General features: G+C 37.4%; 22 protein-coding genes. 7 read left to right on the forward strand and 15 right to left on the reverse strand.

What is annotated here, in order from left to right; genetic code table 11:
• Window positions 1-53: 53 nt before the first annotated feature.
• From AC3WV0_RS14105 to mraZ, 4 genes are all read right to left on the reverse strand, one after another.
• A complete protein-coding gene (locus AC3WV0_RS14105) occupies window positions 54-2045 on the reverse strand; it encodes a penicillin-binding transpeptidase domain-containing protein (protein WP_488846740.1) in 1992 nt (663 codons plus the stop codon).
• Window positions 2029-2394: an FtsL-like putative cell division protein gene (locus AC3WV0_RS14110; RefSeq protein ID WP_090001746.1), complete on the reverse strand. Its 366-nt coding sequence runs from the start codon at window positions 2392-2394 to the stop codon at window positions 2029-2031. Before AC3WV0_RS14110 ends, AC3WV0_RS14105 begins: the two co-directional genes overlap by 17 nt.
• A 111-nt stretch (window positions 2395-2505) precedes the next feature.
• Window positions 2506-3402, reverse strand: coding sequence for a 16S rRNA (cytosine(1402)-N(4))-methyltransferase RsmH (gene rsmH, locus AC3WV0_RS14115; protein ID WP_488846741.1), 897 nt, complete (start codon window positions 3400-3402; stop codon window positions 2506-2508).
• A 42-nt stretch (window positions 3403-3444) separates the two neighbouring features.
• Window positions 3445-3903 (reverse strand): division/cell wall cluster transcriptional repressor MraZ, encoded by a 459-nt coding sequence (gene mraZ, locus AC3WV0_RS14120; protein ID WP_090001750.1) that lies wholly within the window; start codon window positions 3901-3903, stop codon window positions 3445-3447.
• A 273-nt stretch (window positions 3904-4176) separates the two neighbouring features.
• On the opposite strand from mraZ, the gene AC3WV0_RS14125 reads away from it, so the two are divergent.
• The 3 genes from AC3WV0_RS14125 to AC3WV0_RS14135 all read left to right on the forward strand — a co-directional run bounded on the left by AC3WV0_RS14125 (window position 4177) and on the right by AC3WV0_RS14135 (window position 6092).
• Window positions 4177-4938, forward strand: a complete 762-nt coding sequence (locus tag AC3WV0_RS14125) for an alpha/beta fold hydrolase (protein WP_488846742.1) — start codon at window positions 4177-4179, stop codon at window positions 4936-4938.
• Between the two features lie 64 nt (window positions 4939-5002).
• Complete coding sequence (gene yihA / locus AC3WV0_RS14130) at window positions 5003-5626, forward strand: ribosome biogenesis GTP-binding protein YihA/YsxC (protein WP_488846743.1); 624 nt, start codon at window positions 5003-5005, stop codon at window positions 5624-5626.
• Window positions 5616-6092, forward strand: coding sequence for a GNAT family N-acetyltransferase (locus AC3WV0_RS14135; RefSeq protein WP_488846744.1), 477 nt, complete (start codon window positions 5616-5618; stop codon window positions 6090-6092). The genes yihA and AC3WV0_RS14135 overlap by 11 nt, the downstream gene beginning before the upstream one ends.
• 295 nt (window positions 6093-6387) lie before the next feature.
• Here AC3WV0_RS14135 and msrA read toward each other — a convergent pair whose 3' ends face one another.
• The 9 genes from msrA to AC3WV0_RS14180 form a co-directional block, all read right to left on the reverse strand.
• Window positions 6388-6939, reverse strand: a complete 552-nt coding sequence (msrA, locus tag AC3WV0_RS14140; RefSeq protein ID WP_488846745.1) for a peptide-methionine (S)-S-oxide reductase MsrA — start codon at window positions 6937-6939, stop codon at window positions 6388-6390.
• 595 nt (window positions 6940-7534) lie between these two features.
• Window positions 7535-8503 (reverse strand): ROK family protein, encoded by a 969-nt coding sequence (locus tag AC3WV0_RS14145; protein WP_488846746.1) that lies wholly within the window; start codon window positions 8501-8503, stop codon window positions 7535-7537.
• An 87-nt stretch (window positions 8504-8590) separates the two neighbouring features.
• Window positions 8591-9802, reverse strand: a complete 1212-nt coding sequence (locus AC3WV0_RS14150; protein ID WP_488846747.1) for a PepSY-associated TM helix domain-containing protein — start codon at window positions 9800-9802, stop codon at window positions 8591-8593.
• A 165-nt stretch (window positions 9803-9967) separates the two neighbouring features.
• Complete coding sequence (locus AC3WV0_RS14155) at window positions 9968-12082, reverse strand: TonB-dependent receptor (protein WP_488846748.1); 2115 nt, start codon at window positions 12080-12082, stop codon at window positions 9968-9970.
• Window positions 12079-13284 carry a PepSY-associated TM helix domain-containing protein gene (locus tag AC3WV0_RS14160; RefSeq protein ID WP_488846749.1) on the reverse strand — a complete coding sequence of 402 codons (1206 nt, stop codon included), beginning with the start codon at window positions 13282-13284 and terminating at the stop codon, window positions 12079-12081. The genes AC3WV0_RS14155 and AC3WV0_RS14160 overlap by 4 nt, the downstream gene beginning before the upstream one ends.
• A 41-nt stretch (window positions 13285-13325) precedes the next feature.
• Window positions 13326-15527 (reverse strand): TonB-dependent siderophore receptor, encoded by a 2202-nt coding sequence (locus AC3WV0_RS14165; RefSeq protein WP_488846750.1) that lies wholly within the window; start codon window positions 15525-15527, stop codon window positions 13326-13328.
• 150 nt (window positions 15528-15677) lie between these two features.
• Window positions 15678-18752, reverse strand: a complete 3075-nt coding sequence (secA, locus tag AC3WV0_RS14170; protein WP_488846751.1) for a preprotein translocase subunit SecA — start codon at window positions 18750-18752, stop codon at window positions 15678-15680.
• Between the two features lie 130 nt (window positions 18753-18882).
• On the reverse strand, window positions 18883-19104 hold the full coding sequence (locus AC3WV0_RS14175) for a DUF2795 domain-containing protein (RefSeq protein WP_002662059.1): 222 nt from the start codon (window positions 19102-19104) through the stop codon (window positions 18883-18885).
• 140 nt (window positions 19105-19244) lie between these two features.
• Complete coding sequence (locus AC3WV0_RS14180; RefSeq protein ID WP_488846752.1) at window positions 19245-20267, reverse strand: GDP-mannose 4,6-dehydratase; 1023 nt, start codon at window positions 20265-20267, stop codon at window positions 19245-19247.
• An 87-nt stretch (window positions 20268-20354) separates the two neighbouring features.
• On the opposite strand from AC3WV0_RS14180, the gene AC3WV0_RS14185 reads away from it, so the two are divergent.
• Together AC3WV0_RS14185 and AC3WV0_RS14190 are read left to right on the forward strand one after the other, a co-directional pair.
• Entirely contained in the window at window positions 20355-21152 is a 798-nt protein-coding gene (locus AC3WV0_RS14185; protein ID WP_488846753.1) for a DUF2797 domain-containing protein, read from the forward strand.
• A gap of 29 nt (window positions 21153-21181) precedes the next feature.
• Window positions 21182-23875 (forward strand): hypothetical protein, encoded by a 2694-nt coding sequence (locus AC3WV0_RS14190; RefSeq protein ID WP_488846754.1) that lies wholly within the window; start codon window positions 21182-21184, stop codon window positions 23873-23875.
• Between the two features lie 15 nt (window positions 23876-23890).
• Here the strand turns inward: AC3WV0_RS14190 and AC3WV0_RS14195 are convergent, their stop codons facing one another.
• Entirely contained in the window at window positions 23891-24241 is a 351-nt protein-coding gene (locus tag AC3WV0_RS14195) for a hypothetical protein (RefSeq protein WP_312901977.1), read from the reverse strand.
• Between the two features lie 150 nt (window positions 24242-24391).
• Here AC3WV0_RS14195 and AC3WV0_RS14200 point away from each other — a divergent pair, with 150 nt between their 5' ends.
• Window positions 24392-24586 (forward strand): hypothetical protein, encoded by a 195-nt coding sequence (locus tag AC3WV0_RS14200; protein WP_488846755.1) that lies wholly within the window; start codon window positions 24392-24394, stop codon window positions 24584-24586.
• A gap of 119 nt (window positions 24587-24705) precedes the next feature.
• On the forward strand, window positions 24706-25752 hold the full coding sequence (locus AC3WV0_RS14205) for a PA0069 family radical SAM protein (RefSeq protein ID WP_488846756.1): 1047 nt from the start codon (window positions 24706-24708) through the stop codon (window positions 25750-25752).
• Window positions 25753-25791: 39 nt separating this feature from the next.
• Here the strand turns inward: AC3WV0_RS14205 and AC3WV0_RS14210 are convergent, their stop codons facing one another.
• On the reverse strand, window positions 25792-26202 hold the full coding sequence (locus AC3WV0_RS14210; RefSeq protein ID WP_488846757.1) for a hypothetical protein: 411 nt from the start codon (window positions 26200-26202) through the stop codon (window positions 25792-25794).
• Between the last annotated feature and the right edge of the window lie 20 nt (window positions 26203-26222).

A 26222-nucleotide genomic window follows, 5' to 3' on the forward strand; every position in this document is an offset into this window, starting at 1 on the left:
TAGGATTTTATCCTATTCTGTTTTAAATCGTCCTTTCGGGACTCTTTCTTTTTTCAATTTTGCAGAGATAAATAAATCCTCTGATTTTTACTGATCATGGTGCCTTCCAGTGGAAACTGCTCTTTAATTCTTCCCACTCCTTTAAAATCAACACGATATCCTAAATTCTCCAGCTGCGGAATTACGTTTTTACCGATCAATCCAACAACATTGGGCATTTGTTTATTATTGACTGCTACTTTTACATTAGGCTCAACCATTTTATTAAGGTTTACCTTTTTGTCAACCAGCATTTCTCTTTCAATATTCTGAGGTGTTTTCAGGAATGTTTTCCCTGCTATTTCTTTAAATACCGGTGCCGCTACAGTTGCTCCGTAAAATCCTTTTGCCGTATTCGGCTCACTGATCATTACATAGCATGTATACTTCGGATTATCAGCAGGATAGAAGCCCGCAAATGATGCTCGGTACTTCATTGGGCCAGGAAGCCAGTATTCGAATCTTGCCGTTCCCGTTTTTCCTGCCATTTTTAAATTAGGAGTGAAGATACTTTTTGCCGTTCCTTTTTCTACAGCTTTCGTTAAAGCATGAGTCATCATTTTGATTGCCTTTTCAGAAGCCATTCTGTTGACCATTACTTCAGGTTTTGCCGTGTATGATACTTTTCCGTCTTTCATGATTTTATCGATGAATAGCGGCTTAAGCATTGTACCATTGTTGGCAACACCGTTATAGAAAGTTGCAAGTTGCAGCAAGTTGATGTTTGAAGAATATCCGTAGGCGATTGATGCTAAAGTTGCAGCGTTCCACCGTTTGTTTTCAGGGGTTACAATTTTCGGTTTTGTAATTCCCGGAAGTTCGATATCCATTTTGTCGAAGAGTTTCCATCTTTTTAAATGATCGAGGAAAATCTGTGGTTTTTCAGCATAATATTTCGTGATTAATTTTGCTGATCCCACGTTGCTTGATTTAGCCAAAACATCACTGATGTCATAGGTACCTCCGCCATGTCCGTCGGAAATTCTTTGCTTGGCGTAGACCCAAACTCCGTTTCCTACATCGACCGTCGTATTTTCATCGATGAAACCATCGTCCATTGCCGCAAGAAGGGAAATGGTTTTAAAAGTGGAACCCGGTTCGATATTATCTTTTAAGGCATAATTATAAGAATCAACATAATCTCCATCGTCATTTCTTCTTAGATTGACCATCGCTCGGACTTTCCCTGTTTCAACTTCCATGACGATAACCGTTCCATGTTTAGCTTCGAAATTGATAAGCTGTTTCTGTAAAGCCGAGTGTGCAATATCCTGAATTCTAAGATCTAAAGTAGTATAAACATCTTCACCATCAATAGGTTCCTTAACTTTCCAAAAGTCGATCGGCTTCCATTGGGATGAATTGATTCTTTGCTCAAGTCGTTTCCCATCAGTTCCTCTTAGATATTTTGAGAAGGCACCTTCGAGGCCAGCAGTGTGTACGCCGTCATCCATCCCGATTGTCCCCGCACCGATTTCAGAAGTGGCAAGCTCTCTTTTATAATTTCTGTCAACGATGAAACCTCCTTTGTTTTTTCCCTTTTTAAAAATCGGGAACTTTCTGATTCTGTCATACTGGTCGAAATCCAGCCCTCTTACCAGCGTATAGTATTGGTTTTTCTTTTTCCTCTGCTCATCAAACTTTTTCCTGAATTCGCCTCTCGGCTTTCCAAACATTTTGCTTAAAGAATCTGTCAGCGCACCGATATTATTGGTATAAACCGTATCCTTCATTGTTTTAAAGTCAAGGTAAATATCATAACGCATGACAGTAGTTGCGAGAATGGAGCCATCCGAAGCGAACAGATTCCCCCGGGCCGCTTTAAGAGTGGCTTCACGGTAGTTTTTATTAATGTAATCGTCCTTAATTTCCTGAACATTCGTATTCTGAAGGATCACAATCCTTGCTAAAAACATGACAAACACGCACAAAGCTACCACTGCAAAGAGGTAGCCCCAACGTAACGTTTTCTTACGCTTGTTATCGTATTCATTTTGTTTTTGCATCCGTACTGTCCAGTTTTATGAGCAATTTGTGGGGGTGGCTTTCCAGGGTCATTAAAGAGTCCCGGGCAACCTCTTTCCCCAATTCCGATTCCATTTTTACTTTGATCAGCTTACTTTGTGCATAAGCGTTTCTTGATTTATATTCTTCTGTTTCTTCTTTAAGAGCATTAACAATTTCGATCTTTTTATTAACCAAATGATTACTGTAAATCATGGCCATCATCAATACAAACAACAGCAAAAAATACCTGTAATGTATTTTAATCTCGTCACGATTCAGGAAATTCCCTTTTATAATGTCTATAAAAGTGAGTTTCTTCTGAGGGCGATATGTCGTTCTTTTTGCCACAGACTTTGTCTGATTTATTTGTTGTTAATTGTAGTTTTTTAACCACCCCGTCAAAAATTCTTTGAATTTTCGCCACCCCTCCAGAGGAGGGGAATTTTGTAGGTGCAAATTTTATCCTACTTTTATTCCTGTTCTCATTTTTGCGCTTCTGGCTCTTGAGTTTTCTTCGATTTCCTTATCATCCGGGATAATCGCTTTGCTTTTTACAAGCTCAAACGCTTTTTTATAATTTCCGTAAATGTCTCTTTCAGGCTCACCTTCAAACATTCCGTTCTTTAAAAATCTTTTTACCAATCGGTCTTCGAGAGAATGGTAAGAAATCACCACCAATCTACCTTCGGGTTTCAACACATTATAGGCCTGAACGAGCATTTCCTTTAAAACTTCCAGCTCCTGGTTTACCTCAATTCTGATCGCCTGAAACAATTGCGCATAGAATTTATTCACTTTATGCGGCGGAATATAGCTGAACAGTTTTTTCAGATCTTCCGTTGTATCTATACTTTTTGTTTTCCTGTGATGAACAATATCCCTCGCTAGCTTTCTTGCTTCTCTTAATTCACCGTAGTGGTAAAATATATCCGCCAACTCTTCTTCTTCATAATCATTAATAACCCTTCTTGCATCCAGATTCTGCATCACATTCATTCTCATATCCAAAGGTGCATTGCTTCGTGTAGAGAACCCCCTGTCTGCTTCATCAAACTGATGGGATGAAACTCCTAAATCAGCCAATACCCCATCCACCTGAGAAACACCATACATCAGCAGTGAGTTTTCCAGAAACCTGAAATTCTGATTGATTAATGTAAATCTCGGATCATCAATTGTATTTTTGAGCGCATCCAGATCCTGATCAAAGCTGAAAAGCCTTCCTTTCTCAGATAGCCTGCTCAATATTTCTCTTGAGTGGCCACCGCCGCCAAAAGTACAGTCCACGTATGTTCCGTCTGGATTCGTCACCAAATCATCAACACTTTGCTTCAACAAAACGGGGTTATGATACATGTTTAAGTTGTGTTTTTTAGCTTTAATTAATAATCAGCTTTGTTATTCTTCATCGAAAGCGCCCATCACATCTTCGGCAAGGCTCGCAAAATCTTCTTCGTTAATGGAAATCACCTTTTCATAAGCTTCTTTATCCCATATCTCGAAAAGCTCTCCTGCGCTGGTAATTACAATATCTTTCTGAAGATGAGCGAACATCATAAGATCTTTTGAGATCTGAAGCCTTCCTGCATTATCCAGCTCTACTGTTTTTACACCTGCCGTAAACATTCTAATGAAATCAGCATTCTTTTTAATGAATCTGTTTAGTTTATTAATTTTGCCCATCACTTTATCCCAGGCATTCATAGGATAAACTTCCAGGCAGGATTGGAACACGGATCTTTTAACTACAAACGCTTTGTCGTCGAAGTTTTCCATTTGTTTAATCAAAGAAGAAGGTAGCTTTAAGCGGCCTTTATCGTCGATTTTACACTCATATGTTCCAATGAAATTTTTCATTTGGGACAAATTTATATAATAATTTCCAAAAGTTCCCACTTTTTCCCACTTTTTGCCTTAATGTTGATAAGTTTTATTAAAGATTGAATTTCAGCTATATAATAAGCTGGTATGCTGATTGTTGTACAAACTGTTATTTAAGCCATAGCAAAGTGTTCAAGAAAAAAAGCATTAAAAAGGAGTTTGGTATATTATTTTTATTTTAAATTAGGCTTATCAAAATATTTTTGAGGTTTAATTTGTATTTTTGCAGGGCTTTATTAAAGGCATTATATGATATTCAGTACAAAAAAAGAAAAGAAATATACCTTCGTTGAGGCGGGAGAGGGACATCCATTGGTGCTGCTGCACGGTTTAATGGGTGGGTTGAGTAATTTCGATAAGATGGTAGATTTTTTTTCAGACAGAGGATTTAAAGTATATGTTCCTCAGTTGCCAATCTACGATTTGCCGGTACTCAATACCAATCTTACAACGATAGCAAAATATATCGCCAAGTTTATAGAAACTCATATAAATGCGCCTGTAACCATTGTCGGAAACTCAATGGGCGGCCATATCGGGTTGATTTTAACATTGGCAAGACCGGATCTTATTAAAAATCTTGTTCTTACAGGAAGCTCCGGTTTATATGAAAGAACTTTCGGGGACAGTTTTCCGAGAAAGAACGACCGGTCCTACATCAGAAAAAAGACAGAAGAAGTTTTTTACGATCCTGCCATTGCGACAGAAGACTTGGTAGACGAAGTTTTCTCGGTGGTTAATGACCGAATGAAAGGAATCAAAACCGTTATGCTGGCGAGAAGTGCCATTAAGCACAATATGATTCACGATCTGCCGAAGATCCTTACACCAACATGTCTGATCTGGGGAAAACAGGATAATGTAACTCCTCCCGAAGTGGCGGAAGATATGCATAAGTTCATTCCGAATTCAGATCTTTTCTGGATTGATAAATGCGGCCATGCAGCGATGATGGAAAAACCAGATGAATTCAATGAAATTCTCTACAGCTGGTTAAAAGATAAAGTTTAATTTAAAATATAATAAGCCATTAAGAACTTTCTTAATGGTTTGTTTTTCTAAAAATATTTTCAAGATGGTTATTAAAACAGCAACATTCGTAAAGAGTAGCGGAAAATGGCAGGACTGCCCGGAACCCAATATTCCAGAATATGCTTTTATAGGAAGATCCAACGTAGGGAAATCTTCATTGATCAATGCAATGATGAACCACAAGGATCTCGCTAAAACTTCGCAGACACCGGGAAAAACCCAGCTTATCAATCATTTTCTGGTCAATGAAAACTGGTATCTGACCGATTTGCCGGGATATGGTTACGCAAAGGTATCAAAGTCCATCAGAAAGGATTTTGAAAAGCTGATTACCAATTACATCCTGAACAGGAAAAATCTTGTCAATCTTTTTGTTCTTGTAGATTCCCGTCATAAGCCCCAGACCATCGACATGGAATTTATCCAGTGGTGCGGCGAAAGTGGTATTCCTTTTTCTATTGTCTTTACCAAAGTTGACAAGCTGAAGCCCAATGCAGCGATAAAAAATGTTGAAGATTACAAAACTGAGCTTCACAAAACCTGGGAAGATCTTCCTGAAATCTATGTAACCTCAGCAGAGAAAAAAGAGGGCTGTGACGAAATCCTTGATTTTATTGAAAAAACAAATGATTTTTTAACGCTAAATAATGTAAGTTTTGAAAACTAATATTATCTGGAAAATCAAAACTTTTGATGAATTTACCGTCCCGGAATTGTACAATGTTTTAAAAGCAAGAATTGACGTTTTTGTCGTAGAGCAAAACTGCCCCTATCACGATCTCGACGATTACGATCAGAAAGCAGTCCATATCTGGGCAGAAGAAAACGGCGACGTTCTTGCAAACTGCCGTATTTTCGACAGAGGGATAAAATACCCTGAAGCATCAATCGGAAGAGTGCTGACTACCGAAAAGGCAAGAGGGAAAAGACTGGGAAAACAGCTGATACAATACGCGCTTGATACGATCGAAGCACGTTTTCATACGGATGAAGTGAGAATTTCTGCACAGGATTATTTGTTGAAATTCTATGGAGAATTTGGTTTTGAAGATACCGGTAAAAAATATCTTGAAGACGATATCCCTCATACGGAAATGCTTTACCGAAAAAACAATAAAAGTTTTTCAGATTGATGAAGCCTTTTTAAATATAATCTGATAAGGCTTCTTACAAAATAAATATGACATCGTCCAAAGTATACAAGAGACCGGATAAAATGTATAAGGCTTTGGCAAAAGTATATGAAGCTCTGTCCAAAACAGATATGCCTTCGTCTCAACTTGAGAAGGCTTTGGCTGAAACAAATATGACACCGGCCAAAATTATATAAGCCATCCGGCAAAATAAATGAAGCATCCGCGGAATTAAAATGACCCCTATTTTAAATAACTAAGGCTGTCTCAGATTTGAAACAGCCTTAGTTATTTATTAATCATTCAACATTCCAAGCTCACCGAAATGCTTTTTAAATTTCTGAATTTTCGGCCCGACAACAGCACTACAGTAAGGCTGCGTAGGATTCTCATTATAATATCCCTGATGGTATTGTTCCGCCGGCCAGAACTTGTCAAATTTCGTTAATTCTGTTACGTAAGTTCCCTGCCACCTTCCAGACTGTTTAGACTTTTCAATAGCCTCTTCGGCCTTTGCCTTTTCTGCATCATCTTTATAATAAATTACAGAACGGTACTGTGTTCCGATATCATTACCCTGCCTGTTCAATTGCGTAGGATCGTGAAGGAAAAAGAATACATCCATTAATTGTTCGTAAGAAATAATGGCCGGGTCATAAGTGATTTGTACCACCTCTGCATGACCTGTTTCTCCGGTGCACACTTCTTCATACGTCGGATTATCCTTATGGCCTCCGGAATATCCAGAAATTGCAGATTGTACACCTTTCAGCATATTAAAACAGCTTTCCACGCACCAAAAACATCCACCTCCAAAAGTGATCTGCGCTAAATTATTATTATCCATTCTAAAGTTGATTATTGTATTTAAATATTTTCTCTTTTAAGGAATAGTAATGGAGAAAAAACAATCAAAAATAAGGAAAAGTTTTTCAATTTCTGCGTCAGGATGTGATTCAAATCCAAATGACAATGATAGATGAGACAAATTATTTTGGAAAATAAATCCTTTAAACCTGCGGCAGTTTTTTCAGCGCAAAGATTTATTTTAAAAACATGATATTTTAAGTGAACTAAGATTAATCAGCAAGCTGATTTGATGAAGTTGAAGTTTGCTTCGCGTTGCAATTTATTGCTTTTGCCAACTAAAGTAATAGGCCTGCACAACCATCTTTGCGTTAAAAAAATCAGTAAGAAAATCCGCGCCATCTGCAAAATCCGCGGGATATTTCTTCGACGCAAAGTTTTATTCTTATGATGAATATTTTAAAGGAAGCAAAGAGCGAATCAGCAAGCTGATTGATGAAGCGTTCATGTAAACTTCGCGAAGCATATTTATTTCTAAAGTAATAGGTCTGAATATCAGTCTTTGCGTTAAAATATTTATCAATAAAAAAAGCACCCTTAAAAAGGATGCTCGTATCTATTCAAATAACTCTCAATTATTTCTCCCAAACCAAAGCACTTGCTCCCAAAATAGCAGCATCAGCCTCGTCGAGCTCGCTGAAAACCAATTTTACTTTATTTCTGAAAATAGGAAGTAAATTTCTTTCCATATGCAGTTTTGTAGGTTTTAAAATAAAATCACCTGCTTTGATCACTCCGCCAAAAAGAAGAATGGCTTCCGGAGATGAGAACATCACAAAATTAGCCAATGCTTCTCCCAGTTTCTGTCCTGTATATCTGAAAACCTCTATAGAAATAGGATCTCCTTTCAGTGCGCATTCATGTACTGTCTTAGAGTTGATGGCTTCTTCAGGATATTGATTCAGCATAGACTCGGGGAATTCGGCGCGCATTTTTTTTGCGGTAATGGCAATTCCCGTTGCAGAAGCGTAGGCTTCAAGACAGCCTTCAGAGCCGGTACTCCAATGTTTTCTTCCACCTGGTTTTACAATGGTATGTCCCAATTCTCCTGCGAATCCGTCGTGTCCGTAGATCAGCTTACCACCGGCAACAATACCACTTCCAACGCCAGTTCCCAGGGTAATCATAATGAAATCTTTCATGCCTCTTGCTGCTCCGAAGAGCATTTCTCCTATGGCCGCAGCATTAGCGTCGTTGGTAATGGTGCAGGGTAGCCCGAACTTAGCTTTTATTAGTTCCGCAAAAGGAATGATGCCTTTCCATGGAAGATTAGGCGCCTGCTCTATCGTTCCTGTATAGTAGTTGGCATTTGGAGCGCCTACTCCTATCCCATCAAAGTTTTTTTCTTTTCCGTGGCTTTCGATCAGCGGATAAACAGCCTCGTATAAAGCATCAATATATTCTTCTACGGTAGGATAGGCATCGGTTCGGATATTTCCTTTTTCCAAAACTTCACCTCTGTGGTTTACCACTCCAAATTTTGTGTTTGTTCCGCCGATATCAATTCCCAGCGCAACATGTTTTGACAAATCTACTAATGACATTTCTCTTCTTAATAATTCTAAAAGGTTAAAATTATAAAAAAGATATTATTATTAGACGATTAAGAGGAATTTTATTTAAAAAAAATATTATGTTGCTTTTACCTTTTTCTTTTTCCTCCTTCCCCACCAGATCATGAAGCCAGTTACTGGTAATGAGGCACATATGAGACTTACAAAAAAGGCAATGATCTTTGTTGGAAGTCCAAGAATGGATCCGACGTGGATATCGTAGTTGGCTCCTACTGCTTTTTCACCGAAATTTTTGTCTTTCATATCGTGAGTGTGAAGCAATTCTCCTGAGTTTTCATCAAAAATAAGACTGCTGCTTTTATGATAAGAATAGGATAAATGTTTTACATAAACTTCAAAATTCGGGTGTTCGTGGTCATCCATATGCTCATGGCCGAGATCAATAGAAAATCCGTAGGAATCAGGATATTTTGCCTTAACGGTATTGCTGATTTTATCTAATGTTCCTTCGGTTCTCAACTCGATCGGAGCCTTGGTTTTGATCGATGAAAAATCAGGATAAGCGGTCTTTCCACCCGAAAAGATAAAGTAAATCGCCGCCTGAACGACAAAGAAAGCATAGAACAATCCTGTAATCGAAAATATTAAAGCAAAAATAGAAGCATAAAAACCAAGAACATTGTGAAGGTCATAGTTTTTCCTTTTCCAGCTTTTTACATTTTGCCATTTGAAAGAAAAACGCTGTTTTCTTGCGGCTTTATTTTTCGGCCACCAGAGGATGATTCCTGAAATAAGCATGATGATAAATATAATCACAGGAATTCCCACCAGATATGTTCCCCATGATTGTTTCAAAAGATAACTCCAGTGGATCATTTTCACAATCTGGAAAAACCCGTTTTTCTCATCGTATGTTCTTAAAACTTTTCCGTTGTAGGGATTTACGTAGGCAACTTTATAGATCGGAAATTCGTCAAAATAATTCCAGCCTTTAGGATCGTGTTCATACCAGTAAAATAGGTACGACATTTTTTTATCAATCGGAATATTCACCCAATGAACCGGATATTTCTCCTTCACCTGCTCGACCACCGATTTTTCCAGCACACGGATCGGGAGAACCTCTTTCTGATCTATATTCTGCTCGTTGTGATAGATCACATCTTTTCGGGTAAAATTTTCAATTTCATCTTTAAAAACATACAATGCTCCCGTGATAGAAATTACAAAGATCAGAAACCCAATACCTAAGCCAAACCACAAATGCAGTTTGCCCGTCCATTTTTTAAATGCACTTGGTTTTTTCTTATGATGATGCTTTTTTCTCATAATATCCTTACGTGGCGCAAAGATAATGCTTTAGTTTTTATTTAGAATACTTATAATTAAGGATTTTTATCAATAGACTTCCTTTTTGATTTCATTTAATATAAAAAGCGTTTCATCTTAATGATATGATGAAACGCTCTTGCTTTTTAAAAACTATAATTTGTATTAAAATTTATATTCAACCATAAAGGTCCCCCTCATTCCTAAAGCGTTTGCAAAATCACTATCTCTGGCTGCCCACCAGGCAATTGCCGGCTGATAAAGTCTATTGAAAAGATTTTCTATACCTAAAGAAACCTTCCAGTTTTTATTAACCTCATAGCTTGATTTAAAGTTGAAAACCGTGTATTCAGGAACTGTTCCTTCGCCGTAGGTGAAAAGACCTTTAGCATTTGGCTGAAACCTGTCTTGTCCAAACATATGAAGCATGTCCAATCCTACTGATAAATTTCTGATAGGTCTTGCCTGAATATATGCCAGGACTTTCGGTGCTGAAATTCTGCTGTTATTAATTTTTGTTGAATAATCGCCGTCGTCTTTTGGTGAAGTAATTCCCTCCATCCAACTGTAGCTTCCTCCGAAACTGATCCATTTTACCGGTGAAAAATGCAGAAATCCTTCCACACCATATACTACCTCCGGAGCACGCTGGATCGTTAATGACCGGTCGGCACTCTGAACAAAAGTAGCTCCCAGTTTTGAAGTGCTGACATAGGAAGTTACTTCATAATTGAGCCATTTGGTAATCTGTCCTGTGGCACCCAGCTCATAATTGTTTACGATAATGGGTTTTGTTTCCAGATTATTAATTGTATCTGAGGTTGAGGTTCTTAATATTCTTCCCAATTCATTAATGGAATATGCCTGAGAGAAACTTCCGAAAATATTGATTTCAGGGTTAATATTATATCGGAATCCAATATTTCCAACCAGGGCATTGTATTCCAGATCGCCGCCTTTTACAAAAATACTTTGGGTAAATGTGCCGTCGTTTTTAATGGAAGATAACGTATTAAAATCGCCAACTTTCACTTTAATATTTTCATAGCGGAGCCCTCCTTTCAGAATCAGCTTTTTAAAGAGATCGATTTTCATTAACATAAAAGGGGCAATATTCGTCATGTTCATATCAGGGGTCCAGTAGCGGCCATCTTCCAGTTTCTGAACCGTCTGATCATTAAGAATATCAATTCCATAAATGATTTCGCCCTGAGAATTCTGAGCATTCCAGAGATGAGTGTCAAAATTGGCTCTTGCCCCGTATTTTTTAGAAATTACATTCGATTGTCCGCCATTGAAAAAGGTATCGCTGTATCCGTAAACCGTTCTGAAATCCTGCATATACAGGTTTACATTTAATGAAGTTCCCTGCCAGAGCTTTTTATTGTCGTAGCTCACTTTCAGATTGTGGTTTCTAGGAGTACCCTGTGGAGTGGTTTCAAGTCCTTTTCCCAATCCTTCACCGATGGTAGGGATCAGTCCGTATTTTCCTGTTTTAAGGCCTAAATTCAGGTCAGATTTTGAAGCATAACCAATGTAGGACGCTTCAATTCTGTTGTTTTCATTGAAATTATAGCCCAGCTTAAGCATTCCGTTGTAATTATTCATTTTGGCTGTGCTGTAGGTAGGACTCAGATTATCTCCGTTTGCATCTTTCAGATATCCTGTTCTTTCATAGGCAAATGAAGCAACGTAATCGAAATCTTTCGTGATCTTTCCGGAAAGCAGCTGGCTTGCTCTGAATCCTAAAGTTCCGCCGTAGGGTTGTCCGGTAATTCCCACCTGTGAAATTCCTGAAATCTTTTTATCGCCGGTGCTTTTTCTGGTGATATAGTTGATAATTCCTCCGTCTGATCCGTTCCCGTAAATGGAAGTTGCCCCTTTGATGACTTCAATTCTCTCAATGACAGAAGGATCAATAGACCTGATATCTCTTGCCCCATTTCGCAACGGTGTAGATTGCGGAATTCCGTCGATGAGTACTAAAACCTGTCTTCCCCTGAGCGTTTGCCCGCTATTGGTAGTGGTTCCTGAGCTGGCAGCAAGACTGGGAACAGTGTATTGTAAAATATTGCTGATATCGGAATTTACAGTAAGCTGTGACTGAATCTGCTTCTGATTGACAATCGTTACAGAACTTGGAATTTCTTTAATGTTTTCCTTTTTTCTGGAAGCGGTCAGTACAACTTCATCAACATCTTTTACCTGTAAAGAATCTTTTTGTTGCGCAAAGATGTTGATGGCAGCCAATGTTGCTGCTGCTAAAATGGTCTTTTTCATGTTTTTCTAATTCCTTTTTTCTTGTTTTTACCAAACCATATTAAAAATCCGGTTACGGGTAATGAGGTACAGATGAGCCCTGCGATGAACCAGATGATTTTTCCGAAGATGCCAAAGTATGATCCTGTGTGAATGTCATAGTTGGCATTTGCATATTTTTCTGCGTTGTTTAATTGCTGATGAGATGTATTCATCAGAATTTTTCCTGAATATTTATCAAAAGCCAGCTGGCTTCTGACGGCAAATCTTCCATCTTCGCCATACACTGTGACAGGAATGTTTTTTAATTCTTTTCCTTTCTTGTTTTTCCCATTTAACGGAATTCTGAAGCTTGAATAAGCAGGATAAAGCTTTCTTGTTTGCTGTGCCGTGAGATCAAAGACAGAATTATTTTTCGCCATCAGTGAATCTGGCGACTGTATTGGTTTTTCTTTAGGAAGTTCTGATGATCCGGATAAAGCGAAGTTGAAAATGTTTTTTACCCAATGGTAGGAAAAGTAAATTCCGGATAAACTTATTATCAAAGCAATAAATGAAACATAAAATCCCAGAATATTGTGGAGATCATAATTTTTACGTTTCCATGTCTTCACATTTTTCCAGTCGAATGAAAAACGTCCTTTTCTTGCTTTTTTATTTTTAGGCCACCACAGAATGATTCCCGTGATCAGCATGATAATGAACAGCACAACAGGAATTCCCACCACATATTTTCCCCAGTCTGTTTTTAACAATAAACTCCAGTGAATGGATTTCAGGATAGGAAAGATGTCGTATTTTTCATTATAAATCCCGAGAATTTCTCCGTTATAAGGGTTGACATATACCAGTTTATTGATTTTTACTTCGTCAAAATAATTCCAGGCTTCTTTGTTTTTTTCATAGTATAAAAACTCGTAGGATTTTGTTTTATCCAAAGGAATTTCAACGGAAGTTAAAGGATATTTTTGATGGAGATCCAAGGTCACTTTTTCCTTTAAAATATCAATAGGTAAAGGCTGTTGCCTAATCGTTTCAGCATTTACATATATCACCTCTTTCCTCAGCTGATTCTGAATTTCATCCTTAAAAACATACATTGTCCCCGATAAGGAAACAATAAAAACAATCAGCCCAACAGATAAGCCAAACCACAAATGCAGTTTGGCAGACCATTTTTTGGCAAAAGAAAGTTTCTTTTTATGATGATGCTTCTTTCTCATGAGAAAAAAGTTAACCTTTTGAGGGGCTAACTTTTGATTATTTAAAATTTATATCCTATTGAAAGTCTGAAATTTCTCGGAGCTTCTGCCTGATAGTAATAGTAATTTCCATAAGAATAGTAAGATCCTGAATATAAATATCTGTCGAAAACATTAAAGACATTCAATCCTACTCTGAATTTTGTGTTTTCCCATGACAAACCTGCATCAAACTTAAGATAATCGTTCATGTTTTGTGTTCCGGCAGCTCCCCAGTTCCATGTACTTCTGTCGCCCAAGAAAGTTCCTCCGAAACTTAATCCGAATCCTTCCAGCATTCCATGTGTAAAAGTATAGTTTAACCAGCCATTGATTGTATGTTTGGCATATCCAGGTACTCTGTCGCCTTCTTTATTCAGAGCTGTAGTTTCAGTAAATTTATTTTCTGTGAATGCATAGTTGAATATTGCATTAAACCCTTTGGCAATTTCACCTTTCAGATCAAATTCCAATCCTTGTACCCTCGTTTTTCCTAAGAAAATAGAATAAATCCCATTAGCATTATCCGGGCTTGGATCTACCCCGATAGCATTGTTTTTATTGATATTATAAAGAGATAAGGTTGTATTCCATTTTCCTCCCAGCCAGTCTTTTTTTACACCAATTTCATAGCTATCTCCAGTGATTGGCTTAGCCGTTGTCCCATCTCTGAATAAGCCTGTCTGAGGAGTAAAAGCCTGATCATACAGGGCATATACCGACATATTTTCATCAACTGAATAACTTAGTCCGATACGAGGTGTAAGTTTATCTGCTTCCGACTTCGTACCATAGTTTTCTTCTTTTACATTGGTATATCTGGCAGCAAGTGTTAACCTCAAAGCATCATCAAAAAAGCCTAATTCGTCCTGTAAGTATAACCCTGTATAATTCTGATTAATCATGCTTCCTACACCCGCTCTTACAGAAAGTGGTTTAGTATTAACATCAAAGGGAAGATATTTTGTTGTATTGTTAGGTCCTGAATAAGCATAGGTTCCGTTGATGTCATAATTATTAGTATTTAAATTATACCAGTATTTATAGTCCGGTGCCAAGCCATAATCATCAGTTTCATTATATTTGTCCATATTATAACCCTGAGACCAGTCAGCCATATATTTTTTGCTACCCAAATCGAGTCCCGCTAAAATTCGGTGAGAGATTTTTCCTGTTTTTACATTCCCATTTAAGAAAACCTGTCCAAACTTCATTGTATTATCTGCCTCCCAGTAATTCAATCTGCGGATCATATAGTTTCCTGCTACCTCGCTTGGCCAGATATCGCTTCCTAAAGTATATTCATTTACATACGTCAATTGAGAAGTCAATTTCCAGTTATCGTTAAACTTATGTTGTAAATTAATGTTTACTGTATTATTATCCACATTTGTTGGATCAATGCTTGGATCAGTAATGGTATAACTTCTAGGCTTGGTACCGTAGCCTTCTACAGAATATACGTAAGCAGAACCCACTTCTGACATTTTTGCTTTCTGATAAATATACTCTGCTGTTAAAGTGGTTTTATCAGTAAGATTTACTTTCAGGGAAGGGTTGATAATATATCGGTCATTTAATTCATAATCTCTGAAGCTGTTTCTGTTCTGAGCCATTAAATTTAATCTGAATGCTACTTTATCCGTAATTTTTGTATCAACATCTGCCTCACCTCTGTACATATTGTAGCTACCCAGTGTTACTCTGGCAGACCCATTTAGAGATTGTCCGGTAGGCTTTTTGGTCACAATATTATAAATACCGCTAGGCTCTCCGTTTGACATCAAGAAACCTGATGGGCCTTTGATGAATTCAATGTGGTCTACAAAAGACATATCTTCGCTCAATGGTCCCCAGTTTGAGGTAACATTTACACCGTTCATGAAAGCTGCAGCTCGGGAACCTCTCATATTTACTCTGGTGTACATGTCTCCCCAGTGTTCTAGTCTTTGTGCTCCTGCAACGTTTCTCAAAACACCATCGCTTAATGTTGTCACCTGCTGGTCCTCTAATGCTCTGTTGGTAATGATAGATATATTCTGAGGAATTTTGATCAGCTCTTCGTCCAAACGCATGGAAGATGATCCTTCCTTCTCAACATATTTTTTATAATACTTGCCATTTACAATAACTTCCTCAATATCATTTGACTTAATCGTATCTTTTTCCTGAGCAAAAGCTAGCATAGAACCTAACATCGACGCACAGATCAGCATATTTTTCATGAAACTCAAATTTTGTGCAAATATATTGTTTTTAATTATTCTAAATAAATTATTAAATTGATATTTGTCATAAAATTAATATACACTAAATAACAAAAGCCACCTCAGAACTGTCTGAAGTGGCTTTTATATGTTTTAAAATTATTAATTCTATGCAGGAATTTCTCCTTTGTATAAGAATGAAATAATTTCTTTATTCAATTTGTCGATCATTTCGCTGAACAAATGGAAAGATTCCTGTTTGTAGATCACCAAAGGATCTTTCTGTTCGTAAACAGCTCCCTGTGAAGACCTTCTCAGATCGTCCATCTCACGTAAGTGCAATTTCCAGTTTTCATCGATGATTGATAAGGTAATGTTCTTCTCAAAATCATTGATTAAGCTGTCACATTGCGTTTCATATGCTTCCTTAAGATCGGTTACAATAGTCATTGTCTTATGACCATCAGTGAAAGGAACCTGAATCATTTTGAACATTGAGCCCTGATTTTGGTAAACATTCTCAATAATCGGGAATGATTTTTCCTTCAGTAAGTTCAGTTTCATCTGGTAATCTTCCTGAGCAGCTTTAAACAAAATATTTGTCAGATCCTGAATGTTTTTCGTTTTGAAATCACTTTCAGACACCGGAGATTCCATTGTGAAAGTTTTGATGATCTCATATTCGAAATCTTTATAGCTTCCTGATGCTTTTCCTTTTGCCACAATTGAATTGGCAACATCGAAAATCATATTCGTAATATCATATTTCAAGTGATCTCCAAAAAGCGCGTTCTTTCTTCTTTTATAGATTACATCACGCTGTTTATTCATCACATCGTCATACTCAAGTAATCTCTTTCTAATTCCGAAGTTGTTTTCTTCTACTTTTTTCTGAGCTCTTTCAATAGACTTGGTAATCATAGAGTGTTGGATAACTTCTCCTTCCTTATGACCCATTCTGTCCATCATTTTAGCAATTCTCTCGGAACCAAAAAGACGCATTAAATTATCTTCCAAAGACACATAGAACTGAGAACTTCCCGGATCTCCCTGACGCCCTGCTCTACCTCTTAACTGTCTGTCAACACGTCTGGAATCATGTCGTTCCGTACCAATAATCGCTAAGCCTCCGGCTTCTTTTACTTCTTTGGTAAGCTTAATATCGGTACCACGTCCTGCCATGTTGGTAGCAATGGTAACAACTCCCGGTTGTCCTGCTCCGGCAACGATTTCTGCCTCTTTTTTGTGAAGTTTCGCGTTAAGAACCTGATGGGGAATTTTTCTTAACTGTAATGCTTTTGATAACAACTGAGAAATCTCAACAGAAGTTGTTCCGACAAGAACAGGCCTTTTAGCTGCCGTTAAGTTTTCAATCTCTTCAATGACCGCATTATATTTTTCCCTGTTGGTTTTGAAAACAAGATCCTGTTTGTCATGTCTTAAAATCGGACGGTTGGTAGGAATTACCACAACGTCTAATTTATAGATCTCCCAAAGCTCACCAGCTTCAGTTTCAGCAGTACCTGTCATCCCCGCAAGTTTGTTGTACATACGGAAATAATTCTGAAGCGTAATCGTTGCAAAAGTCTGCGTAGCCGCTTCGATTTTCACATTTTCTTTAGCTTCGATAGCCTGGTGAAGACCGTCTGAATAACGTCTTCCCTCCATAATACGGCCTGTCTGCTCATCAACGATTTTTACTTCACCGTCGATTACCACATACTCATCATCTTTTTCAAATAATGTATAGGCTTTCAGCAACTGACTCATCGTGTGAACTCTCTCTGATTTTTCTGCGAAATCGGAGAAAAGTCTTTCTTTAGCCTCAAATTCTTCTTCTTTGGATAGATTCTTAGCTTCCAGTTCGGCAATTTCAGTTCCGATATCAGGAAGTACGAAGAAATTAGGGTCAGAATTCCCTTGAGACATATATTCAACGCCTTTGTCGGTAAGGTCTACCTGATTATTTTTCTCTTCGATAACGAAGTAAAGATCCTTATCTACAATCGGCATATCACGGTTGTTGTCCTGCATATATTGCGCTTCAACTTTCTGAAGCAATGCGCGGTTTCCGCTTTCCGATAAAAATTTAATTAACTGTCTGTTTTTAGGAAGACCTCTGTACGCCTGAAGCAATTTGAATCCACCTTCTTTTGTATTTCCTGCTGCAATTAATTTTTTAGCTTCATTAAATATTGCAGAAACCGTTTTTTTCTGAACCTCAACAATTCTGTCGATAGAAGGCTTCAGCACATCAAATTCCTGTCTGTCTCCTTGTGGAACCGGTCCGGAAATAATCAATGGCGTTCTTGCATCGTCCACTAATACGGAATCCACCTCATCGACAATGGCAAAGTTTAACTCTCTCTGCACAAGTTCAGAAGGAGAAGTTACCATGTTATCTCTCAGGTAATCAAAACCGAATTCGTTGTTGGTTCCGTAAGTAATATCAGAATTGTATGCTCTTCTTCTACCGTCTGAGTTTGGCTGATGATTATCAATACAATCGATTGACATTCCGTGGAATTGGTACAAAGGTCCCATCCAGGCCGAGTCTCTTTTCGCAAGATAGTCGTTAACGGTTACCACATGTACCCCTCTTCCCGGAAGCGCATTTAAGAAGATCGGAAGTGTACCCACCAATGTTTTACCTTCTCCGGTTGCCATCTCGGCAATTTTACCACTGTGAAGAATTACCCCTCCGATGAACTGCACATCATAATGTACCATATCCCAGTTTACGGGAGTTCCGGCAGCATCCCAGGAGCTTTTCCATACGGCTTCATCACCCTGGATTTCAAGGAAATCTTTTCCAGCAGCAGCCAGCTGTCTGTCCCAGTCGGTAGCCTTTACACGGATTTCTCCGTTTTGTGCCCATCTTCTTGCTGTTTCTTTTACCAATGCAAAAGCTTCAGGAAGAATCTGGCCGAGAACTTTCTCTTCAATTTCGTATGATTCCTTTTTTAGAGCCTCAATTTTTGAAAAAAGCGCTTCTTTTTCGTCAACGTTTTTCGAATTTTTTATCTGCTCTTGTATCTGTTCTATCTGAGCTGAGATTTTACCGGTTGCCGATTTAATGTTCTCTTTAAACTCAGCAGTTTTCTCTCTCAAACCATCGTCAGACAACTGTTGAATATTGGGTTCAACAGCTTTGATTTTTGTTACAACTTTTTTTACTTCTTTTAGGTCCTGCGCTTTTTTGTCTCCCAAAAACCCTTTAAGAACTTTGTTTAAAAAACTCATAAATTTTTTGCTTTATGCCTAAAGCGATATGCTTTAAGCGTTTTAAATAACACGCTTATCGTGTAAAATTGATATGTAAAAAAGGGCAAAAAAGCTCTAAGCGATGCCTAAAGCTTGATTTGCTTTTAATTTAATATTCGTCTTCGTTCCAAAGGAAGTCTTCATCCGTAGGATAATCACTCCAAACTTCTTCAATAGATTCGTAAATCTCTCCTTCATCTTCAATTGCCTGAAGGTTTTCCACAACTTCCATAGGTGCACCAGTTCTGATTGCGTAATCGATAAGCTCTGCTTTTGTCATTGGCCAAGGTGCGTCACTTAAATATGAAGCTAATTCTAATGTCCAGTACATAATTTTCTAATTTTTTGCAAAAGTATAAAAATAGCTTATATTATATGCTTTTTTACACCTGATTTTCAATTCTTTTTATTAATTTTTGTTCATTCTACGCCACAGATCTGCATTTTACTGTGGTGTCAGCCTGTTTGATGTCATTTTCTCAAAAACCATTCCACAAATTTTTTTATGCCATTTTGGAAGTTTGTGTCAGGTTTATAGCCTATTAATGTCATTGCTTTTGTAATATCTGCATTGGTTTTAAGGACGTCTCCCGGCTGCATTGGCAGATTTTTCCGGATGGCAGATTTTCCCAATGTATTTTCTATGACAGAAAGCATTTCGTTGAGGCTGATGACCTCGCTTTCGCCAAGATTAATGATCTCATATACATCCGAATGATTTTCTATATACGCTATCGATTTGATAATTCCGTCTATAATGTCATCAATATACGTATAATCTCTGGCTGTGGTTCCGTCACCATAAAAGGGAATTTCCTGGTTTTCAGTGATCAGCTTTGTAAATTTATGTATCGCAAGATCTGGTCTTTGGCGAGGCCCGTAAACCGTAAAAAACCTCAGCTGAATCATATCAATATTATATAGATCATGATACACATGGCCTACAATTTCACCACATTTTTTGGTGGCAGCATACGGAGAAATCGGTTTGTCTACGTTATCAGTCTCCGCAAACGGAATTTTTTCATTATTTCCGTAAACACTTGATGATGAAGCTGCAATAACTTTTTTAATATTAAAATCTTTACACAGTTCCCATATATTCATGGTTCCCCGGATATTGACTTCTTCATACTCCAGAGGTCTTTCGATGGATGGACGAACTCCGGCAAGTGCCGCAAGATGAATCACCACGTCAATTTTATTCTCCTGGAAAATCTTTTCAAGTCCCGTCTTGTCACGGATATCCTGATAATATAAAGTATATTTTTCAGATTTTGTGACAGACACCAATTTTCGAATATCTTCCTGTTTTTCTGAAAATTCAAAATCCGAAAAATTCTGTACAGAGTCTAAAGTATTCTTAATTTTTATCTGATAATTGTAGAAATCATCAAAGTTGTCAATATTTATGACAGAATGTCCCTTTTTCAATAATTGCTCTACGAGATGAGAACCAATGAATCCGCTTCCGCCGGTGATAAGATATACCATTTGTGGCTTTTTAGTAAAGCAAAAATATAAATTTATTTTTTGAAAATATAATCATTAATTTTACTTGAAAAAGTAATCTACATCAATATGCAGTTTCAGGGACAAATTTTAAAAATGACAAGCTTCAACGATGAGCCTATTCAATATTATCTTAATCTTTCCGGTGATCTTATTCATATGAATGAGCTTTTCGGGAAAGAATTAACCATAAAACATATTGGCTTTCAATGTGTAAACTGCCAGGAAAACAAGCCGATATACAGAATGGGTTTCTGCAAAAACTGCTTTTTTGAAAGTCCTTACGCCAGCGACACCATCATTCGCCCGGAACTTTCAACTGCGCACCTGGGAATTGCGGAACGGGATTTGGAAGTAGAAAAAGGAATTCAGCTTCAGCCTCATACGGTTTACCTTGCTTATACAGGGGAAGTAAAAGTAGGTGTCACAAGAAATACACAGATTCCTACGCGATGGATCGATCAGGGCGCGACTTTTGCTTTGCCTATTGCAAGAACCGAAAACAGATATGAAGCAGGAATGATAGAAGTCGCTCTCAAGCAACATGTTCCTGATAAAACGAGCTGGAAAAAAATGCTTCAGGATGATCTGGAAGATGATATTGACCTGGCAGATTTTCAGCAAAAAATAAAAGAATATTTTCCTGATGATTTTCAGAAATTCTATAGTGAAGGCGAAGATTTGTGGCGGTTTGATTATCCTTTCGAAAAGCCTGAAAAAGTAACATCTTTTACGCTTGATAAAAAGCCTGAGTTTACCGGAAAGCTTACCGGAATCAAAGGACAATATCTTGGCTTTGACGGAGGAGATTTCATCAATATAAGAGGTCACGAGGGGTACGTGATTGAGCTCAATGTAAAGAATTGATCTTTAAATAAAAAAACAAAATATGTAAAATGAAAAAATGGGTTAAAAAGCTGTTTGTTGGTCTGGGAATTTTGTTGGTGATTATTTTATTAGCGAATTTCGGACTTAACATCTGGCTTAAAACCCAGCTTCCGAAGTACATAAAGAATAACACCGATTATAAGGTTTCCTATAAAAGTATGGAAGTTGATCTGCTATCCGGAAATATTCTGGCCACGAAAATAGCAGTCAACAGTAAAAATCCTCAAAACATAAATGTAATCGGACTTCAGGGAACTATCGACACTTTAAAAATAAGCCGCTTCGGAATTTACGATGCGCTGTTCAATAAACAGATCAGCTCATCAGATCTCCTGCTTTCAAGACCGAATCTGAATGTTATTCTGGCAAAACCAATTGACTATAAAACCGGAAAGAAAAGAAATCCTGTCAGTTTTGAAAATATCAGGATTAATGAGGGTAATATCAGCATCTTCAGACATACCAAACAAAAATTTTTATCTGTAGAGGACCTTTATCTGTATGTCGAAAATCTACAACTTACAGAGGAATCAGTTGAAAATAAGCTTCCCGTTGTTTTTGATAAATATGACATCCGGGGAAAGAATTTCTTCGTTCGTCCCGATGATGTATATGCGCTGAAGATCAATTCCATTAAAACCTCAGACGGGCAGATGTCCGTTGAAAATTTCCAGCTGATTCCCGTGTTGGATTTTGATCAGTTTAAAAAATATTATCCTAAAAAAAATAAACTTTTTCAGTTTGTTATCAGAAAAATGGAATTTAAAGATCTGGTCCTGAAAAAGAATAATGTTTCCCTGGCTCATGCTAATTTTTATCAGCCTAATGTATTAATTTACACAACAGATGCGAATCCTGTGAAGGCAAAAAAACCTTCCGATTTTGAGCTTAATCTAGAAAATGTAAAACTGAATAATGCTACCGTGCAGATCATGAAGCCCAACGGCAATAAACTTCTGTACGCTAAAAATCTTAATGTCGATGTTAGCCAGCTGAAATTTGACAAAGAAACCCGACAGGAATTGATACCTGTAGGATATAAAAATTTTCAGATTTCCGGGAAAGATGTTCTGTTTTCGAATCATCAGGATTTTAATTTCGCGAGCATTAACCTGAGTCCTAAGAAAGGAGAAATAAGAAATATTTCAGTTGTTCCCAACAGTGCTTCAACAGAGAAAACATCAATGAATCTTCTGGCAGATTATATTGGATTCAACATCAACAAATGGGATTTTACCAATAAAAAAATGAATCTTGATGTAAAAGATATTCTGGTAAGCCGAATCAAAGGAAAAATAACAGCCGGAACTGCCCAGGTTAAAAACAATAAAAAATCAGATACAAGTGGCATTCAGTTTCCGATTTTAATCAGAAAAGTTGTATTGCAGAATTCAGACATTACCTATTCTAAAAATAACCAACCTCTTACTTTTAATGATCTGAACGCTACGATTAATGATATTCGGCTTGTTTCTAAAAAAGATAATTCAGGAATAGAAGCTAAAATTGACAAGTACACTATCTCAACTAAAAATTTCGTTTATAAAACACAGTTCTATAATATAAAGGCAAACTTTTTAAAGCTCGATCAAAATAATGTGAATATTACTGGTTTTGCCATGAAACCTCTCGTTTCCAGAGCACAGTTTATTAAAATGATTCCTGTTGAGAGAGATTTGTATGACATAACAGCAAATCAGATCAGTGCAAACGGAACCTGGAACCTATTTGCAGATCAAAAGTTAATTAATGCCTCGAACGTGACGATCCGGAATGCTGATGCTAATATTTTCAGAAGTAAAATTCCGAAAGACGATCCGAAGGAAAAACCTTTGTATTCAAGGATGCTTCGTTCCATTAAAATTCCTATGGTGGTTAATAATCTTAACCTTAAAGATTCAAAACTAGTATATGAGGAAGATACGCCGGAAAGTGCAGGACCCGGAAAGCTTACGTTCAGCAATTTTAATATGAACGTAAAAAATTTGAATTCAGCGAAAACAAAAGGCAGACCGACAAGGGTTGACATAAAAATCAACTGCTCTTTCATGAATCTGGCACCGCTTTCTGTAAACTGGAATTTTGATGTTGCAGATCAGGGAGATCATTTTACTATTTCCGGGAAAACAACCAATCTTCCTGCGACAGGAATTAATCCTTTCATTCGTCCTTATCTTCACGTTACCGCTACCGGAACAATTCAGAAAATGCTTTTTAATTTCAGGGGAAATCCTAAAGGCCTGAATGGCAAATTTAACCTTAAGCATAAAGATCTGAAGGTCGCTATTCTGGATAAAGAAAATAAAGAGAAAAAAGGATTTTTAACCGCCGTAGCCAATTTGCTGGTGAAATCCGACTCCGGAAAACTGCCGGAAGATGTAGACGTGGAAGACGTGGAAAGAGACCCAACCAAATCATTCTTCAATCTTTTCTGGAAAGGAATTGAGCAGGGGTTAAAGAAAACGCTTATTGGAATTAATATTGACAAAGCTAAAAAAACTGCTGACAAAGCGGTTTCTACTGCTAAAAATGTAAAGGATGGCGTAAAAGATATGAAGCAGTCTGCTAAAGAAATAGGTCAGGCAGCGAAAAAAGACAATCACAATAAAACATCAGAAAAACAGCCTGAAACCGGTAAAGAAGAGAAAAAAGATTTCTTAAAAGGAATATTCAAGAAAAAAGAAAACCCCGAAACTGAGTAGTTCCGGGGTTTTATATCAATCGAAGTCAAATTCATCGCTCTCAAGAATTGGTATTTCACGTAGAAAATTATCAAATTCTTTAGGATGGTTGCTTTCTGCGCCGTAAGAATCTATAATTATACCAAGATTTGCATCCTGATCTTTTACAAGGTATAATACTGCATTATCATCAGGATTGCTTACCCCTTCAAAACGATAGGTTTTTATGATGGTAAGATCATCCGGCGAATATTGCTTTTCAGAATTATCCAATTTCACTTCGCCATTTTCATTCATTCTATATTCTCTGTGAATGCCTCTTTGGGCGAGTCTTGTCATGACCTGACTCAATGTAGTCATTTTGTCAATATTTCCTGTACCTTCCATAATAATATTTTTCTTCTAAAATACAATAATCAAACCATTTGGTTTTAAGATCCGGTAATTTTATGCATACTTATTGTTAACAAAAATTATAAAATCATAACTTAATTGGGTATACTTTTTGCAATAGACAGGATAATAAATCAGAAAAATATGAAAAAGGAAGTTGGCGTTTTACTGGCAGGAGGAGTCGGTCTTTTGGCAGTATTAAGTATCATCGGAATAAAAAAAATACTACATAAAAAAGACAGAAAATACAATGATGCATATTCTGATTATCATAGACATTTTGATAAAAAGAATCATGAAGAAGATTATCACGGCATAGAATTTTACGCATTGAAGTAGGAAAAAATATATTCAATTTTTAGGAATCCAGCACTGATACGGTGTTGGATTTTTTTGTGGAAAACTTTAATGTTAAAACTCATTATTATCTGAAATTTCCATTCTATTTTTACAACATAATGCAGAATGAACATATCATAAAAGGACAGGGCGCTCAACGAAATGTGATCAATCGTTTCGACCGGTACACATATGAACCAGAAGATGAAGACCTTGAATCTGTAAAAACCTCTTTCACCGAAGTCTTTCCGAAAACAATTGTAAATCAGGTAAAAAGCGAGGATCTCCCGATGGAATATTCCATGAATCCTTATCAGGGCTGTGAGCATGGCTGTTCTTACTGTTTTGCTAGACCTACTCACGAATATTGGGGATATAGCGCTGGAATCGATTTTGAAAGAAAAATCATGGTGAAGAAAAATGCCCCGGAATTACTTGAAAAATTCTTTCAGAAAAGAGGGTATAAACCTGAGCCTATTTTGCTCTCCGGAAATACAGATTGCTATCAGCCCGCAGAACGGCAGTTTGAAATTACAAGAAAGATTCTCCAGGTATGCCTTGATTACAGGCATCCGGTAAATGTGCTTACCAAAAATGCTTTGGTTCTCAGAGATATTGATATATTAAAACCAATGGCCGAACAGAATCTCGTGTCGGTTTCCCTCAGTATTCCAACGATTAACGAAGATCTGCGGAGGAAGATGGAACCCAGAACAAGCTCCGCAGGAAATAAACTGAAAGCTGTAGAAATCCTTTCACAAAATAATATTCCTGTGAACGTAATGGTTGCCCCGATTATACCGGGACTGAACAGTGATGAACCTTTAACTATTTTAAAAGCAATTTCGGATGCAGGAGCACAAAGTTTTGGCTATACACTGGTAAGATTAAATGATACTGTTGAACCCGTTTTTATCAATTGGATCGAAAATGCATTTCCGGATCGTGCGCAGAAAGTTTTAAATTTAATCCGATCTATGCGGGGAGGGAAACTGGGAGAAAAAAGATATTTCGACCGGCAAAAAGGAGAAGGAAACATCGCCGAGATGATTCACAATACATTTAAAATCGGCAGAAAAAAGTTTTTTGACGGTAAAGAATTTCCAAAACTTTCCACCAGAAATTTTACAGGATCCAGAGATCAGCAACTGAAATTGTTTGATTGATAAATAAAGGCTGTTGCAAGTTGTACAACAGCCTTTAATTTATTTGCTTAAATCTTCCTTAAGTTTTTTTGCGCCTTCCTCCACTTTTCCGGCCCCTTTTGCAGCAGCATTCTTTACATCTTTCCCAACTTTATTGGCTTCGCTTCTAATATCCTGCCCTGCTTTATGAAGGTTTTCCTTCGTTTTGTCAGCAGTGGCATCTATTTTATTCTTGGCGTCCTCTGCGGCATTGTCAATTTTTTCACCCGCTGCGTCAATTCTCGCCTGAGTTTTCTCTTTTACTTCGTCGATCTTAGTTGTATCAACTCCCAATCCGGTTTCTGAAACGGTTGTCGTTGTGGTGGTAACGGTACCGTCAGGATTTTCAACCTTCTCTGTTTTTGATTTTGATTTGGTGCACGATACAGCCAATGCAGCAATCATTAATCCTGATAAAATGTTTTTTTTCATACGTATTTATAATTTAAATG

This window comes from Chryseobacterium sp. 27AL (genome assembly GCF_057815395.1).